Annotated in this window: 15 protein-coding genes; 12 read left to right on the top strand and 3 right to left on the bottom strand. The window is 71.7% G+C overall.

Going from position 1 to position 14,943, the window contains the following annotated elements:
• Entirely contained in the window at positions 1 to 1,446 is a 1,446-nt protein-coding gene (locus tag WHN02_RS19935; RefSeq protein WP_434740221.1) for a cryptochrome/photolyase family protein, read from the bottom strand.
• A 156-nt stretch (positions 1,447 to 1,602) separates the two neighbouring features.
• Between WHN02_RS19935 and WHN02_RS19930 the strand changes: the two genes are divergently transcribed.
• The 12 genes from WHN02_RS19930 to WHN02_RS19875 all read left to right on the top strand — a co-directional run bounded on the left by WHN02_RS19930 (position 1,603) and on the right by WHN02_RS19875 (position 14,088).
• Positions 1,603 to 2,907: an MFS transporter gene (locus WHN02_RS19930; protein ID WP_434740220.1), complete on the top strand. Its 1,305-nt coding sequence runs from the start codon at positions 1,603 to 1,605 to the stop codon at positions 2,905 to 2,907.
• A 75-nt stretch (positions 2,908 to 2,982) separates the two neighbouring features.
• Complete coding sequence (locus WHN02_RS19925) at positions 2,983 to 4,068, top strand: S-(hydroxymethyl)mycothiol dehydrogenase (RefSeq protein WP_434740219.1); 1,086 nt, start codon at positions 2,983 to 2,985, stop codon at positions 4,066 to 4,068.
• Positions 4,068 to 4,697, top strand: a complete 630-nt coding sequence (locus WHN02_RS19920) for an MBL fold metallo-hydrolase (protein WP_434740218.1) — start codon at positions 4,068 to 4,070, stop codon at positions 4,695 to 4,697. Before WHN02_RS19925 ends, WHN02_RS19920 begins: the two co-directional genes overlap by 1 nt.
• Positions 4,698 to 5,003: 306 nt before the next feature.
• Positions 5,004 to 5,711 (top strand): hypothetical protein, encoded by a 708-nt coding sequence (locus WHN02_RS19915; protein ID WP_434740217.1) that lies wholly within the window; start codon positions 5,004 to 5,006, stop codon positions 5,709 to 5,711.
• Positions 5,712 to 6,137: 426 nt separating this feature from the next.
• Positions 6,138 to 6,728 (top strand): hypothetical protein, encoded by a 591-nt coding sequence (locus WHN02_RS19910; protein ID WP_434744014.1) that lies wholly within the window; start codon positions 6,138 to 6,140, stop codon positions 6,726 to 6,728.
• 82 nt (positions 6,729 to 6,810) lie between these two features.
• Complete coding sequence (locus WHN02_RS19905) at positions 6,811 to 7,701, top strand: hypothetical protein (protein ID WP_434740216.1); 891 nt, start codon at positions 6,811 to 6,813, stop codon at positions 7,699 to 7,701.
• 16 nt (positions 7,702 to 7,717) lie between these two features.
• The gene (locus WHN02_RS19900; RefSeq protein ID WP_434740215.1) at positions 7,718 to 8,698 is read left to right on the top strand and encodes a pirin family protein; all 981 of its coding nucleotides are present in this window, start codon (positions 7,718 to 7,720) and stop codon (positions 8,696 to 8,698) included.
• Positions 8,699 to 9,120: 422 nt separating this feature from the next.
• Positions 9,121 to 9,531 carry a DUF2267 domain-containing protein gene (locus WHN02_RS19895; RefSeq protein ID WP_434740214.1) on the top strand — a complete coding sequence of 137 codons (411 nt, stop codon included), beginning with the start codon at positions 9,121 to 9,123 and terminating at the stop codon, positions 9,529 to 9,531.
• A 113-nt stretch (positions 9,532 to 9,644) separates the two neighbouring features.
• Positions 9,645 to 10,841, top strand: coding sequence for a DUF418 domain-containing protein (locus WHN02_RS19890; RefSeq protein ID WP_434740213.1), 1,197 nt, complete (start codon positions 9,645 to 9,647; stop codon positions 10,839 to 10,841).
• Positions 10,842 to 11,092: 251 nt separating this feature from the next.
• Positions 11,093 to 12,121 carry a TerC family protein gene (locus tag WHN02_RS19885; protein ID WP_434740212.1) on the top strand — a complete coding sequence of 343 codons (1,029 nt, stop codon included), beginning with the start codon at positions 11,093 to 11,095 and terminating at the stop codon, positions 12,119 to 12,121.
• 187 nt (positions 12,122 to 12,308) lie between these two features.
• Positions 12,309 to 13,610 carry an NAD(P)/FAD-dependent oxidoreductase gene (locus WHN02_RS19880; protein ID WP_434740211.1) on the top strand — a complete coding sequence of 434 codons (1,302 nt, stop codon included), beginning with the start codon at positions 12,309 to 12,311 and terminating at the stop codon, positions 13,608 to 13,610.
• 178 nt (positions 13,611 to 13,788) lie between these two features.
• Positions 13,789 to 14,088 carry a hypothetical protein gene (locus WHN02_RS19875; protein ID WP_434740210.1) on the top strand — a complete coding sequence of 100 codons (300 nt, stop codon included), beginning with the start codon at positions 13,789 to 13,791 and terminating at the stop codon, positions 14,086 to 14,088.
• A gap of 4 nt (positions 14,089 to 14,092) precedes the next feature.
• Here the strand turns inward: WHN02_RS19875 and WHN02_RS19870 are convergent, their stop codons facing one another.
• Both WHN02_RS19870 and WHN02_RS19865 read right to left on the bottom strand, forming a co-directional pair.
• Positions 14,093 to 14,443: an STAS domain-containing protein gene (locus tag WHN02_RS19870; protein WP_434740209.1), complete on the bottom strand. Its 351-nt coding sequence runs from the start codon at positions 14,441 to 14,443 to the stop codon at positions 14,093 to 14,095.
• 49 nt (positions 14,444 to 14,492) lie between these two features.
• Positions 14,493 to 14,855 (bottom strand): STAS domain-containing protein, encoded by a 363-nt coding sequence (locus WHN02_RS19865; RefSeq protein WP_434740208.1) that lies wholly within the window; start codon positions 14,853 to 14,855, stop codon positions 14,493 to 14,495.
• Positions 14,856 to 14,943 lie beyond the last annotated feature (88 nt).

The raw sequence follows: 14,943 nt of genomic DNA, 5'->3' as shown, positions 1-14,943 counted from the left end.
TCACGGCGGGTCGTCGCCCCGCTTCTCCTCCTGGGCCAGCACCGACTCCCGGCGGTGCGGGTCGTCGCGGCCGGCCAGTTCGGCGGCCAGCCGGGGGTCGGAGACCAGCCGTTCCCGGTTGCGGTGCAGGAAACTCTCGAACCCCCCGGTGTACGGGCAGGCCGTGTCCCCGACGGCACGCTCCGGTACGTACCGGCAGCCCCCGCAGTAGTCGCTGATCTCGTCGACGTAGGTCCCGTCGACGGCGTACGGTCGGGTCTCGATCCGCCCCAGGTCGGCGTAGTGGCTCAGGCCGAGGACCGTGGCGTTCATCGCCCACCCGGTGCCGTCGACGAAGGAACACCGGAACCACTCGGCCAACTCGGTCGGGGACCAGCCCCGCTGCAGGGCGTAGTTGTTGAGCACCAGCAACCGCTGCGAGTGGTGCGCCCAGGCCCGGTCCCGGACCCCGGCCAGGACGTCGGCCAGGCACCGGGCCTCGACCGCGTCGGCGTCGAGGTCGGCGAACCACCCGGGCAGCGGCTCGGTGGCGGGCAACCAGTCGTCGGCCCGCCACCGGGGCTCCACGTACCAGTACAGCTGCCAGAGGAACTCACGCCAGCCGAGCAACTGCCTGACGAACGCCTCCGCCGCCGAGCGGGGAACCGATCCCGCCCGCCACTCCTGCTCGGCCCGGCGTACGGCCGGCTCCGGGTCGAGCAGGCCCAGGTTGAACGAGGAGGAGAGCACGCTGTGGGCCAGCACCGGGTCGTCGGCGCTCATCACCGCGCCGAACCTGCCGTACTCGGCCAGCCGGTACCGGAGGAAGTGCTCCAGCCGGGCCTGCGCCTCGGCGTGGGTGGCGGGGTGACGCCGGGGGGCGTCCCGGCCGACGAACCGGACCCCCTCGTCCGCCCACCGGTCGAGGTCCCGGCGGACACCGGCGTCGATCTCGTCCTCCTCGATCGGTGGGGGAGGGGGTGCCTCCGGTCGGTCCCGGCGCGGCACCGACCGGACCGGTCGGTTGCCGGCCGGTTCGGTCAGCACCCCGTGCCGTCGGCGGGCGTCGCGGTAGAAGTCGGTCATCCGGAGCCGGACCCGCCGACCCCGGTCGGCCCACGCCGCGAACTCGGCCTGCCCGGTGACGAAGCCCCGGGGCGGCAGGACCGTCACCCCGGCCGACCTGGCGAACGCCAACGCCGCCCGGGTGGTGGGGTGGCACACCTCGACCGCCGTGCCGAGGCGGGTCAGCGCCGCACGGAAGGTGTCGGCCCGCAGCAGCACCGCCCGGTCGCCCAGCTCGGCCGCCCGGTGCCGCAGGGCCGACAGGATCAGGTGCGCCTTCTGCCGGTGCACGGGCCGGCGGCGGAACAGGTCCCGGGCCTCGACGAGGAGCACCGGTTGGTCGGGGTCGTCGAGGAAGTGCGGCCCGAGCTGGTCGGCGAGCAACCACCGGTGTGAAGACATGCGTCGATTCTGCCCATCGGGCAGCGGTTCTGCCGACTGGCGGCGGCGTGTCCGGCGATGTGATCCGAGGAAAGCTCCCGGTCGCCGTCGTGAAGCACGCCACCCGGGGCGCGGGTGCCTGACCCACCGTGGACGGTCCGGACGATGATGGGGGTCATGCCTCTCAGCGCCGTGCGGCGTCGCACCTCGGCCACCGTCGTCAGCCGCCGGGCCGTCCTGGTCTGGGCGGTGGCCCTCGCCGCGTACGCCACGGCGGTGTTCAACCGCAGCTCACTCGGGGTGGCCGGGGTCGAAGCCACGGACCGTTTCGGCATCAACGCCGCAGCCCTGGCGACCTTCTCGGTGGCCCAACTCGCCGTGCTCGCGGCGATGCAGATCCCGGTCGGAGTGCTGCTCGACAGGTACGGCTCCCGCCGCCTGCTCCTCGTCGGCGCCGCCCTGATGGCCACCGGGCAGATCTGCTTCGCCCTCGCCACCGACGTGGGAATGGCGGTGGCTGGTCGGATGCTCGTCGGTCTCGGCGACGCGATGACCTTCATCAGCGTGCTGCGGGTCGTCGCCGTCTGGTTCCCCGGGCGGCGCAACCCGCTGCTGGTGCAGTTGACAGCTACCTTCGGCCAGTTCGGTGCGGTCGCCGGTGCGGTGCCGCTGGTGGCGATGCTGCACTGGTTGGGGTGGAGCGGGACCTTCCTGACCGCCGCCGGGTTGACAGCCACCGTGTCGCTGATGGTGGCCGCCGCCCTGCGGGACAACCCGCGCACCGTCGTCACCGCACCGCCGCCCGCCCTGGCCGTGGTCCGTCGGAACCTGGCCGCCGCCTGGGCCCACCCCGGCACCCGGTTGGGCCTGTGGACGCACTTCGTCACCTCCTTCTCCGGTGGGATCTTCGCCCTGCTGTGGGGTTTCCCGTTCCTGGTGCAGGGGCAGGGACTGGCCCCGACCGCAGCCGCCACCCTGATCACCGTGATGATCGTCGCCGGGTTGCTGGTGGGGCCGGGGATCGCCCAACTCTGTGCCCGTCACCCCTTCCACCGCTCCTCGCTGGTGCTGGTCCTGGTCGGTGCGACTGCCACTGCCTGGACGGTGGTCCTCGCCTGGCCCGGCCCCGCGCCCCGGTGGCTGTTGGTGCTGCTGGTCCTGGTGCTCGCGGTCAGCGGCCCGGGATCGATGATCGCGTTCGACTTCGCCCGGACGTTCAACCCGGTGCACCGGATCGGTAGCGCCTCCGGCATCGTCAACGTCGGCGGCTTCGTCGCCTCGATCATGATCGTCCTGGCGATCGGCGTCGTCCTCGACCTGACCGGCGGGGGCGGGCCGCCGACGCTCGACTCGTTCCGCTGGGCCTTCTCGGTGCAGTACGTCCTCTGGGCGGTCGGGGTGGTCCAGGTGGTGCGCAACCGCAACGCGGCCCGGCGGCAGGTCGCCGCCGACGGTGCCGCCCCCTCCGGGGCGGGCGGCTGACCCGTGAGCGGAGCCGACCCGGCCGATCGGCGGTAGGTTCGCGGGAGGGACACCCGCTACCAGCAGGGAGGCAACGTGAGCCAGCAGGTCAGGGCAGTCGTGTCGCGGAGCAAGGGCGCTCCGGTCGAGGTCACCACCATCGTGGTTCCCGACCCGGGGCCGGGCGAGGCGGTGGTGAGGGTGCAGTCCTGCGGGGTCTGCCACACCGACCTGCACTACCGCGAGGGCGGCATCAACGACGACTACCCCTTCCTGCTCGGGCACGAGGCCGCCGGGGTCGTCGAGCAGGTCGGGGAGGGCGTGACCGAGGTCGCGCCGGGTGACTTCGTGGTGCTCAACTGGCGGGCGGTCTGCGGGGTCTGCCGGGCCTGCCGACGAGGACGCCCCTGGTACTGCTTCGCCACCCACAACGCCACGCAGAAGATGACCCTCACCGACGGGACCGAACTCACCCCGGCGCTGGGCATCGGCGCGTTCGCCGAGAAGACCCTCGTACACGCCGGGCAGTGCACCAAGGTCGACCCGGCCGCCCGGCCGGCGGCGGTGGGCCTGCTCGGGTGCGGGGTGATGGCCGGTATCGGCGCTGCGGTGAACACCGGTCAGGTCACCCGGGGTGACTCGGTGGCGGTGATCGGCTGCGGCGGTGTGGGGGACGCGGCGATCGCCGGGGCGGCCCTCGCCGGGGCGACCACCATCGTCGCGGTGGACACCGACTCCCGCAAACTGGACTGGGCTCGCCGGTTCGGTGCCACCCACACCGTCGACGCCTCGCAGGACGACCCGGTCGCCGCGATCCAGGCGGTCACCGACGGGTTCGGGGCGGACGTGGTGATCGACGCGGTGGGGCGGCCGGAGACCTGGAAGCAGGCCTTCTACGCCCGGGACCTGGCCGGGACCGTCGTGCTGGTCGGCGTACCGACGCCGGAGATGACTGTCGAGGTGCCCCTGCTGGACGTCTTCGGTCGGGGTGGTGCGCTGAAGTCCAGCTGGTACGGCGACTGTCTGCCCGGTCGGGACTTCCCGATGTTGACCGAGTTGTACAAGCAGGGGCGACTCGACCTCGACGCCTTCGTCACCGAGGAGATCACCCTGGACCAGGTGGAGGAGTCCTTCGCCAAGATGCACCACGGCGAGGTCCTCCGCTCGGTGGTGATCTTCTGATGGCCGCCCGTGTCGACCACGCCGTCACCTCCGGCACGTTCTCCCTGGACGGGCAGACCTTCGACGTCGACAACAACGTCTGGGTGGTCGGCGACGACCACGAGTGCGTCGTCCTGGACGCCCCGCACGACGTCGACGCCATCCTGAAGGTGGTGGCCGGTCGTCGGGTCCGGGCGGTGTTGGCCACCCACGGCCACGACGACCACGTACGCTTCGCCCCCCGCCTGGCCCGCGCCGTCGACGCGCCGGTCCTGCTGCACCCCGACGACCGGGTGCTCTGGGACATGGTCCACCCCGACGTGCCACCGGCCGGGCAGCTGCACGACGGTGACACCGTGGAGGTGGCCGGGACCACCCTGCACGTCCTGCACACCCCCGGTCACAGCCCCGGGGCGTGCAGCTTCCACGCCCCGGACCTGGGCGTCGTCTTCACCGGCGACACCCTGTTCGCCGGGGGACCGGGAGCCACCGGGCGGTCGTACAGCGACTTCGGCACCATCGTCGAGTCGATCCGGACCAGGCTGTTGACACTGCCGCCGGAGACCGTGGTGCACACCGGGCACGGGGAGAGCACCACCGTCGGGGCCGAGGCCCCGCACCTGCAGGAGTGGATCGCCCGGGGGCACTGACCCAGACGACGCGGGGCACCGAGCCGCAGACAGCGCACGACCGGGGCGCCCGGGGCGGTCGACTGACCGTCACCGGGCACCCCGGTCGTTTCTGCGTGCCTGTCGGCCGGTTCGTCCGATCCGGGTCGACGTCGGGGTGTGACCCGGACCACGCCGCCGGGCCATCTCCGGCATATCCGGAATGACCGACAAGGTGGAGGGGGTTGTCCTTCCCGTACGGCCGTCTGTCAAACCCGCTGACGGCAGCAAGTCCCCCGGTACGCGCCCACCCCCGGGCGCGTCGCAACGATCGAAAGGGCAACCATCGTGAAGTCGGACTTCACCCGATGGCTCCCCGCCATCGCCACGACCCCGTACCGCAAGGCCGCGCTGTCCGTCGTCGGTGTCGCCGCCATCGGTGGCCTCGCCGTCGGCCCCACCGCCGTCGCCGCGCCGCTCGCCGCCACCCCGCACGAGGGGGCGGTGGCCGCCATCGACCTGGCCACCGGCAAGTCCCGCACCGCCGGTACGCCCGAGTCGGGGCTGACCACCGGTGCGTGGCAGACCGGCACGGTCCGCAGCGAATCCGCCAAGCCGACCCGCGACGACCTGATCCCACACGGGGTGGAGGGCGCACAGTCGCGGGTCCCCCTCGACGACGCACAGATCGACAACGCCCGGACCATCATCGAGACGGCCAAGCGCACCGGCGTGGGGGAGCGGGGTGCCGTGATCGGCATCGCCACCTCCCTGCAGGAGTCGAAGCTGTACAACCTCGGCCACCTGGGCGCGTACAACGACCACGACTCGCAGGGTCTGTTCCAGCAGCGCCCGTCGTCCGGTTGGGGCACGCCTGACCAGATCACCGACCCCGAGTACTCGTCGACGGCGTTCTTCGACGCCCTCAAGAACGTCGGCGGCTGGGAGGACCTGCCGCTGACCACTGCGGCGCAGACCGTACAGGTGTCGGCGTTCCCGTACGCCTACGCCCAATGGGAGGAGCAGGCGGCCGACGTGGTCCACCAGCTCTGGTGACCCGCTGACCGACATCGACTGTGGGGACCGACCGGCGCAGCCGGTCGGTCCCCACAGTCGTCTGCGTGCACCCCCGACCCGGATCACCGGCGTCGTCCCGTACGGATGTCCCATCGACGCCCGTGATGTCCGGTTCTGCGGTGTGGTCGGGGGCACTCGGGGGGTGGAATGGTGGCGGGGGTGGAGTCGTTACACCCTCCGTACGACCGAGTGGCACCGGCCGGTGGTGAGCAGCCTGCGGGTCGGGCCGGTGGACCCGGGAATGACTGTGGGTCGGCGGTCGTTGGACATGGACCCGGCGAGGTGAGCGTGGCTCCCCGCCCGGGTTTCCTCTTTTGATCTTTTCCCCTTTTTTCGTTGGGCGCCTGACGGTGTCCGCATCTGCCCTGTGGGTGGGTGTCGTTCCCCCGGATGGAGCTGTCGATGATGAACTCGGTGCTGCGCAAGAGTGTTCTGGGTGTTGCTGGTCTGGCGTTCGCGGGTGGTCTGGCGGCGGGTCCGTTGAATCATCAGGAGCCGGTTGCGGTCGGTGGTGTGGATGCGGTGGCGGTGGCGCAGGCCCGGTCGGTGGATGAGGGTCGGTTGTTGCCGCATGGTGAGCCGTCGGGTCAGTCGCGGATCGATCTGGGTGGTGAGCAGGTGGAGAACACGCGGGCGATCATCGCGGCGACGAAGAAGGCCGGGATGGACGAGCGTGCGGCGGTGGTGGCGATCGCCACGGCGTTGCAGGAGTCGAAGTTGGAGAATCTGGGTCATCTGGGTGACCGTAACGATCATGATTCGCAGGGTCTGTTCCAGCAGCGTCCGTCGAGTGGTTGGGGGACGGTGGAGCAGATCACGGATCCGGAGTATTCGACGACGGCGTTCCTGAGGGGTCTGGCGCAGGTCGACGGTTGGGAGGAGATGTCGTTGACGCGGGCTGCGCAGACGGTGCAGGTGTCGGCGTTCCCGGATCATTACGCGCAGTGGGAGAAGCTGGCTGCTGACCTGGTGGCCGAGCACTGGAACAACAGCTGACCCGAATCGTGTTCTGTCGCCGGATTGATCCGAACCCGTCCTGGGCACGTATGTCCAGCGGGGACGGTGAAAGGGGAGACTGGTGGCCGACCACGAGATGTACCGGCGTCCGGTGCCGGGCCGGGTCATCGAGGTGACCGGTCCCCCGGAGCCCCCGCCCCCCACCACCGACCGGCCCCGCTGGTCGCGGGGCATGCGGATGCTGGCCGTCGCCGTCGTGGCGCTCCTCGTGGTGGGGGTCGCCGCCGTGGCCGCGATGCTGCCCACCACCGACCACACCACCGAGAACCTCTCCGGCGTGAACCGTCCGGCGCCCGACGGACCCGCCGACCCGGCCGGCGAACCCGATCCGGCGGTGCCGCCCGCCGGTGAGGCCACCGCACCCCTCGACGGCCGTCGACAGGCCGTCTTCGAACTCGTCGACGGAGTCACCACCCTCACCCTGCGCACCGACGACCTCGGCGACCGGCTGTACCGGATCAGCAGCCCGCCCGAGGCCGGGGTGGTCCCCGCACCCAAGGTCTTCGGCGACCAGGTCCACCTGCACGTCGGGCGCAGCGGTCGGGAGGGACCCGGCGTGGTCGACGTGGTCCTCCACTCCGGGGTCACCTGGCAGCTGAAGATCACCGGTGGGGTCGACGAGCAGGTCCTCGACCTGAGCCGGGGCCGGTCCGCCGGAATCGAGCTGGTCGGTGGGGCCAGCCGGACCGAGCTGCGGCTGCCCGACGTCGCCGGTACCCTCACCGTCCGGATGTCCGGCGGCGTGGGCGACCTGCTGATCCGGTCGACCGGTGACCTGCCGGCACGGGTACGGGCCGCATCAGGTGCCGCCGCCGTCCGGGTGTACGAGCAGCGTCGGACCGGTGTCGCCGCCGGTACCGTCGTCGGCTCCCCGGACTGGGACCGCGTCGACGACCGACTCTGGGTCGACCTGGTGGCGGGGGCCAACTCGGTGACCGTCACCGGGAGCTGACAGTACAGTCAGGGTGGTGGAGCGTACCGAATCGATGCCGGCGCTGACCCGACCCGCCGGCGCCGCCCCGACCGACCCCGAGAGTGTCCTGCTGCCCGGCCACGACGTGCCGCTCGGGCGGTGGACCACGGTCCGTCGCCTGCTGCCCCAGCGGCAGCGCCGCATGGTGGGCGCGTGGTGCTTCGTGGACCACTTCGGCCCCGACGACGTCGCACAGCGACCCGGCATGGAGGTGCCGCCGCACCCGCACACCGGGTTGCAGACGGTCACCTGGCTGGTGGACGGGGAGATCGTGCACCGCGACAGCCTGGGCAACGTCCAGTCGATCCGTCCCGGTCAGCTCAACGTGATGACCTCCGGGCACGGCATCGCCCACTCCGAACGCTCCCCCCGGGAGCGTCCGCCGGTCATGCACGGCGTCCAGCTCTGGGTGGCGCTGCCCGACCCCGCGCGGGCCGGGGCGGCGGACTTCGCCCACCACGCCGAACTGCCCACCTGGCGCAGCGGGGACCTGCACGCCACCGTGCTCGTCGGTGACCTCGACGGGGTGCGTTCCCCGGCGGTGGTGCACACCCCGCTGGTCGGCGCGGAGCTGACCTTCGGCGGCACGGCCCCGGCGACCGTCGCCCTGCGCCGGGACTTCGAGTACGGACTGCTGGCCCTGGCGGGTTCGGCGCAGGTCGACGGGACCACTGTCGCCCCCGGGTCGCTGCTCTACCTCGGGACGGGCCGGGACCGGCTCACTGTGCGCGCCGCCCCCGACTGCCGGTTGCTGCTGCTGGGCGGGGAACCCTTCGACGAACCGCTGGTGATGTGGTGGAACTTCGTCGGCCGTTCGCACGAGGAGGTGGTCGCCGCCCGGGAGGAGTGGATGGCCGGGGCCTCCCGGTTCGGCACGGTGGCCGACGACCCGGCCGCCCCCCTGCCCGCCCCGACTCTGCCCACCACCAGGCTGAAGGTGCGGGACCGCCACGGGGGCGTCCGTCCGGTCGACTGACGCCGGCCTTCATGATCAAAGAGGTGGGATGGCCCACACTTTCCCCGGAATCGGCCGTTCAGACGATGGCGCATCGTATGCTGGTCCTGGCTGAGATGCCCGCCCGGTTCGGGCGAACATCCCTCGCGGCGGTCACGACCCGGTTCGGGCGTGGACCCCTGGGGGACAGAGTTGCTGTAGCGCCCCGGTTCGCGGTTCGTGAACCGGGGCGCTGTCAGTTTCGGGGCCCGTCGCTCGACACCTCGGTTCCGGTCACGACGGGGCGCGGCCACCCACCCGGAAGCAGTCCACACGCCCCCGACCACAGTCGACGCCGACGGCGTGCGGCACCCGCGAGGGGGTTTGTCCCCCCGGTACGCGGGAACCCGGGCCGCCCCCGCCGCAGCAGCGGGTGTCCGACGGCCCACCGAAGGAGCGACCGGATGAACTACGACACCTTCGTCGACCAGGTGACCCGGCGTACCCGGGTCTCCTCCGAGCAGGCAGTGGAGCTGACCCGGGCGACGCTGGAGACCCTCACCGAGCGGCTCACCGGTGGGGAGGTGCTGGACCTGGCCACCCAGTTGCCGAGGCCGTTGCAGGTGATGCTGCGGCCGACGCCGGACACCGAGGCGGCCGACCGGTTCGGGGCGGCCGAGTTCGTGGCCCGGGTCAGCTACCGCACCGGTGTCGACGAGGGCGCCGCCCGGATCGCCGTACAGGCGGTCTTCACCACCCTGCGGGAGGCGATCCCCGGCGGCGAGTTCGACGAGATCGTCACCCGGTTGCCCCGCGACTACCGCGACCTGGTCGAGCCGGCCCTGGCCCCCGGGATCGCCCTGCGCCGCGCCTGACCCGCCCGAGGTCCCTCGAAGGAGGTATCCCGATCTCACCTGCCGGCACGAGGCCCGGCGGCGCGACGGCTGGGACGCTGACCTGGTCAGTCGGACCACGAGACGGGACACCGATGGCCACCACCGCCACCTCCACGCCCACCACCACCCCCGCCGCCGGTCGGGTCGTCCTGCTCGACGTGCTGCGTGGGGTGGCGATCCTGGGGACCCTCGCCACCAACGTCTGGATCTTCGCCACCCCCGGCGGCGAGGCCCGGTTCCTCCTCGACGCCACGAGCGTCTCGGCGGCCGTCGGCCTCTCCGGTGACCGACCGGCCGCCGCCGCGATCGTCGAGGGCGTGTTCCGGTTCCTGGCCAACGGGAAGTTCCTCGCCCTGCTCACCATCCTGTTCGGCGTCGGTCTGGCCATCCAGCACCGCAGCGCCACCACCCGGGGACGGCCCTGGCCCGGCCGGTACGGGTGGCGGGCACTGCTGCTGTTCGTCGAGGGAACCCTGCACTTCCTGCTGGTGTTCGCCTTCGACGTGCTGATGGGGTACGCGGTCACCGCGATGCTGGTGGCCTGGCTGCTGGCCCGCTCCGTCAGGGTCCAGCGGGCGGCCATGTACCTGGCCGGCGGGGTGCACCTGGCCCTGATGGGGTTGCTCACCCTCGCCCTGGTGCTCGCCCCGCAGACCGTCTCCGGCGACGGCGGGGCCGGCACCGAACCGCAGTTCACCGAGGCGGGCTGGCCCGCCCAGGTGGCCTTCCGGCTGGACAACCTGCTGGCGTTGCGGGCCGAGCCGATCCTCACCTTCGGGCTGCTCGTCTTCCTCTTCCTGTTCGGCGTGCGGCTGTGGCGGGCGGGGGTGTTCGACGCCGACGACCGGGGTCGGGTCCGACGTCGGCGGCTGCTCTGGATCGGACTGGGCGTCGGGCTGCCGCTGAACGCGGCGACGACCCTCGCCGGACCGCAGTGGTTCCTGTTCGACAGGTACGTCTCCGCCCCGCTGCTGGCCCTGGGCTACCTCGGCCTGGTCGGGTTGTGGGTGGACGGCGCCCGCCGACCCGGGGTGGTCCGCGACGGGCTGGGCGCGGTCGGCCGTACCGCCCTGTCCTGTTACGTCCTGCAGAACGTGCTCTGCGCGGCGCTCTGCTACGGCTGGGGACTGGGGCTGGCCCACGCGTGGCGACAGGCCGCCCCGTGGTGGGTGCTGGGGCTCTGGGCCGCGCTCAGCGTGGTGCTGGTGGTGGTCGCCCGGTGGTGGACGACCCGGTGGCGGCGAGGACCCCTGGAGGCGGCGGCGGGACGGTTGGTACGCCGGAGCTGACCGGTCACTGCCGGTGTCGCCCGGTTGACCCCATGTCGACCCAGGTGGGGCCGGAGGCGAACTCGTCGGAATTGTTGGCGGGGTCGAGTTGGTACACGCACCCGGCCTGTCCTAACCTGGTCCAGGACGAGGGGAGTACTTCCCACGAACCATGCCGGTCAGTACGGTGCGCTGGTGCGCACCCCGGGTGGTTGCCCATGACAAATGGGTGAAGGAGACCTCGAACATGGAATGGTGTTCGAGGAGGTCTCATGTCCGAAATGTCGTATGCGGCTGCGTCCACCGGCGGCGGTCTGACGTCGATCGGTACCCCCACCATGTGGGCGGTGACCATTGCGGGCGTGATCGCCCTGCTGGCGCTCGACTTCCTGGTCACCCGGAAGCCGCACGAGGTGTCGATGCGGGAGGCGCTCGGCTGGTCGGCGTTCTACGTCGCGCTTCCGCTGGCCTTCGCCGTCTGGATCTGGTGGGACTTCGGCTCCCAGCAGGGCCTGGAGTACCTCACCGGGTACCTGGTGGAGAAGTCCCTGTCGGTGGACAACCTCTTCGTCTTCATGCTCCTGCTGGCCGCCTTCGCCGTCCCCGGCGCCCTCGCCCAGCGGGTCCTGCTCTTCGGCATCACCGGCGCCCTGGTCCTGCGGGCGATCTTCATCGCGCTCGGTGCCGCCGCGTTGCAGACCCTGGACTTCGCCTTCCTGATCTTCTCGATCATCCTGATCCTCACCGCGATCAAGCTCCTGCGTGACGCCCTCTCCGGGCACGAGCAGGAAGTCGACATCTCGAAGATGCGGTCGGTCCGGCTGCTGCGCCGGATCATGCCGGTCACCAACGAGTACCACGGCACCAAGATGGTGATCCGCCTCGACGGCAAGCGCACCCTGACCCCGCTGGCCCTGGTCGTGGTCGCCGTCTTCGCCACCGACATCGTCTTCGCCGTCGACTCGGTGCCCGCCGTGTACGGCATCACCGAGGACCCCTACCTGGTCTTCGCCACCAACGCCTTCGCCCTGCTCGGTCTGCGGGCGCTCTACTTCGTCCTGCACGCGGCCCTCAGCCGCCTGGTCCACCTCAGCTACGGCCTCGCCGTGATCCTCGCCTTCATCGGCGTCAAGCTGGGTCTGCACTGGGCCCACGGGATCTGGGCCGGCGTACCGGAGATCCCCACCCTGGTCTCGCTCGGCGTGATCGTCGGGGTCCTGACCATCGTGACCATCACCAGTCTCCGGGCCACCCGCAACGTCGAGCCCGGCCCGACCGAGGTGGTCAAGGAACGACTCTGAGGCAGACCCCACCGGTCCTCCCGGCCGGACGGTGACGGCGGCCCGCGCCGAGCACCGACGGCACGGGAGGCGACCCGGGGGGCGTCGCATCACCGGACCGTACGATGGCCGGCCCCGGACGTCCGGGGCCGGCCATCGCGCGTGACCCCCACGTTTGCCGGGTCGATCGGCGGGAACGGCTTCAGGCATGACGAAACCTCGTGTGGTGATCGTGGGTGCCGGTTTCGCCGGATACCACGCGGCGAAGAACCTCAGCCGGCTGGCCCGTGACCGGGCCGAGATCGTCCTGCTCAACTCCACCGACTACTTCCTCTACCTGCCGCTGCTGCCCGAGGTCGCCGCCGGGGTCATCGAACCGACCCGGATCTCCGTGCCGCTCGCCGGGACCCTCGACGGGGTCCGGGTCGTCATCGGCGAGGCCGACCGGGTCGACCTGCAGAACCGGTGGGTCGGCTTCACCCAGCCCGAGGGCGACCGGGGACGGTTGGCGTACGACCGACTGGTCCTCGCCGTCGGCAGCGTGAACAAGCTGCTGCCCATCCCCGGTGTCACCGAGTACGCGCACGGCTTCCGTGGGCTGCCCGAGGCGCTCTTCCTCCACGACCACATCGTCCGGCAGATCGAGCTGGCCGAGCAGGCACAGGACCCGGCCGAGCAGCAGGCCCGGGCGACCTTCGTGGTGGTCGGCGCCGGATACACCGGCACCGAGGTCGCCGCCCAGGGCCAGCTGTTCACCGACGAACTGGTGGCCCAGCGGCCCCGGCTCTCCGTCCGGCCCCGGTGGATGCTGCTGGACGTCGCCCCCCGGGTGCTGCCCGAGTTGGACCAGCGGATGTCGGTGACCGCCGACCGGGTGCTGCGCCGCCGTGGCGTCGACGTACGGATGGGCACCTCGGTGGCCGAGGCCACCGCCGACGGGGTGCGGCTCACCGACGGGGAGTACGTCCCCACGTGCAGCCTCGTCTGGTGCGTCGGGGTACGCCCGGACCCCTTCGTCGCCGACCTCGGGCTGCGCACCGAGAAGGGCCGACTGGTGGTGGACGAGTTCCTCACCGTCCCCGGCTTCCCCGAGGTGTACGCCTGCGGGGACGCCGCAGCGGTCCCCGACCTGGCCCGCCCCGGTGAGGTGTGCGCGATGACCGCCCAGCACGCCCAGCGGCAGGGCAAGCTCGTCGCCCACAACATCGCCGCCTCCTACGGGCAGGGGCGTCGCCGCCCGTACAAGCACCACGACCTGGGTTGGGTGGTCGACCTGGGTGGCAGGGACGCGGCGGCGAACCCGTTGAAGCTCTCCCTGTCCGGTCTGCCGGCCAAGGCGGTCACCCGCGGTTACCACCTGTTGGCCATGCCGGCGAACCGGGCCCGGGTCGGTGCCGACTGGGTGCTCGACGCCGCCCTTCCCCGCCCGGCGGTGCAGCTCGGGTTGGTGCCGGCCAACGCCGTACCCCTGGAGAGCAGTTCACCGGAGGTGGCGATGCACCGGCCCTGACCCGCCCGGCCACCTCGTTCCTGCTCCGGCTCGTCGGTCTCTCCCGGCCCGCCGTCCCGTCGGTACCCGTACCGGGACGCCGGGCTCATCCGCCCGGGGTGAGGGGCGCTCACCCGGACCGGCTCCACCATCACAGCGGCGAGGCAACTTCCGAGGAGCGCGGAAGGGGGAGGTCGTCATGAGGCAGATCGTCGAGATCGTGCCGTCCCGTCCCGGGTGGTACGCGCGGTGGCGCACCGCAGGGGGCACCCGCTGCTACCCGATCAGCCTGTGGGCACTGGTCGAGGAGGCGGACGGCAGCGGGCGGGAGGTGATCGGGGTGGACTGCGCCGGGCAGTGGCCGGGTGCTGACGACCTGGACGCGGAGGTGGAGTTCGTCCGCTACCTGTTCCACGCGGTGGACACCGGGACGCCGGAGGACGCGGAGCCCCCGTCGACCCTGGCCGGGTTCCGGCGGCGACCCGCCACCACCACCTGACCGGTCAGCCGGCGGCCTGGCTCCCGTCGACGGTGGCGGTCCCCGGGTCGACCGCGAGGAGTTCCGCCAGGCCGGTGCGGTCGAGGAGCTGCTGAAGCTGCCGACTCACCCCGGTCAACCGGATCGGCCCGGTGCCGCTGCGGTGGATCACGACGAAGGCGCTGAGCCCGGAGGAGTCACACAGGGTGACCCCGTTGAGGTCGACTTCGAACTGCTCGTATCCGTCCCGGCGCAGCTGCGCGGCGGCGGCGATGAGCTCCGGTGCGGTGTCGAAGTCGAGTTCGCCGGTCAACCGCAGCCGGACGTGACCGGCCTGCGGCCGGGTCACCTCGATGGACAACAGTCGAGACGGCATGGCTCCAGTCTTCCAGCCACCTGCTGACCGGGCACCCCGAGGGGGGCGCCTAGGCGATGGCGGCGGGGGGTTGCGTCCGGTCGGCGTCACCTGTCGGACGGCCGAGCAACGGGCGGGCGAGCAGACCGGTGACCCCGGTCATGTCGAGGATGGTGTCCAGGAAGCGTGGGGTCGACTGCAGGACGATGGCGGTCCCGGCGGGCTGTCCCTCCCGCCACGCGTGCACGATCACGGAGAGCCCGGTGCTGTCGATGAAGAGCAGATCGGCGAAGTCGAGGACGATGGTGGACGGGTGGGTGGCGAGCATCCGCTCGACCTCGACCCGTAACGGCCTGGCGGTGGCGTAGGCGAGGTCGCCCCCGATGCGGATGACAGGCGCATCCGGATCGGTGTGGTCGACGGAGAGACTCAACGGAGTCGTCTCCGGCTTCCTCCCATGAGGTACCAACGCTCGTGCCTTTCCGCGGGGGCTCGCTTGCCACCGATCGTAACAATCCCGC

This window comes from Micromonospora sp. SH-82 (assembly GCF_051132485.1).
Taxonomy (GTDB): domain Bacteria; phylum Actinomycetota; class Actinomycetes; order Mycobacteriales; family Micromonosporaceae; genus Micromonospora.
Note: the sequence above shows the minus strand (reverse complement) of the source record. Positions and strands in the feature narration are given on the sequence as shown.

Bases quoted from the DNA above. Each gene is read 5' to 3' on its own strand.
- WHN02_RS19935 (WP_434740221.1), bottom strand. From the start codon at position 1,446: ATGTCTTCACACCGGTGGTTGCTCGCCGACCAGCTCGGGCCGCACTTC.
- WHN02_RS19930 (WP_434740220.1), top strand. From the start codon at position 1,603: ATGCCTCTCAGCGCCGTGCGGCGTCGCACCTCGGCCACCGTCGTCAGC.
- WHN02_RS19920 (WP_434740218.1), top strand. From the start codon at position 4,068: ATGGCCGCCCGTGTCGACCACGCCGTCACCTCCGGCACGTTCTCCCTG.
- WHN02_RS19910 (WP_434744014.1), top strand. From the start codon at position 6,138: ATGAACTCGGTGCTGCGCAAGAGTGTTCTGGGTGTTGCTGGTCTGGCG.
- WHN02_RS19895 (WP_434740214.1), top strand. From the start codon at position 9,121: ATGAACTACGACACCTTCGTCGACCAGGTGACCCGGCGTACCCGGGTC.
- WHN02_RS19890 (WP_434740213.1), top strand. From the start codon at position 9,645: ATGGCCACCACCGCCACCTCCACGCCCACCACCACCCCCGCCGCCGGT.
- WHN02_RS19885 (WP_434740212.1), top strand. From the start codon at position 11,093: ATGTCCGAAATGTCGTATGCGGCTGCGTCCACCGGCGGCGGTCTGACG.
- WHN02_RS19880 (WP_434740211.1), top strand. From the start codon at position 12,309: ATGACGAAACCTCGTGTGGTGATCGTGGGTGCCGGTTTCGCCGGATAC.
- WHN02_RS19875 (WP_434740210.1), top strand. From the start codon at position 13,789: ATGAGGCAGATCGTCGAGATCGTGCCGTCCCGTCCCGGGTGGTACGCG.
- WHN02_RS19870 (WP_434740209.1), bottom strand. From the start codon at position 14,443: ATGCCGTCTCGACTGTTGTCCATCGAGGTGACCCGGCCGCAGGCCGGT.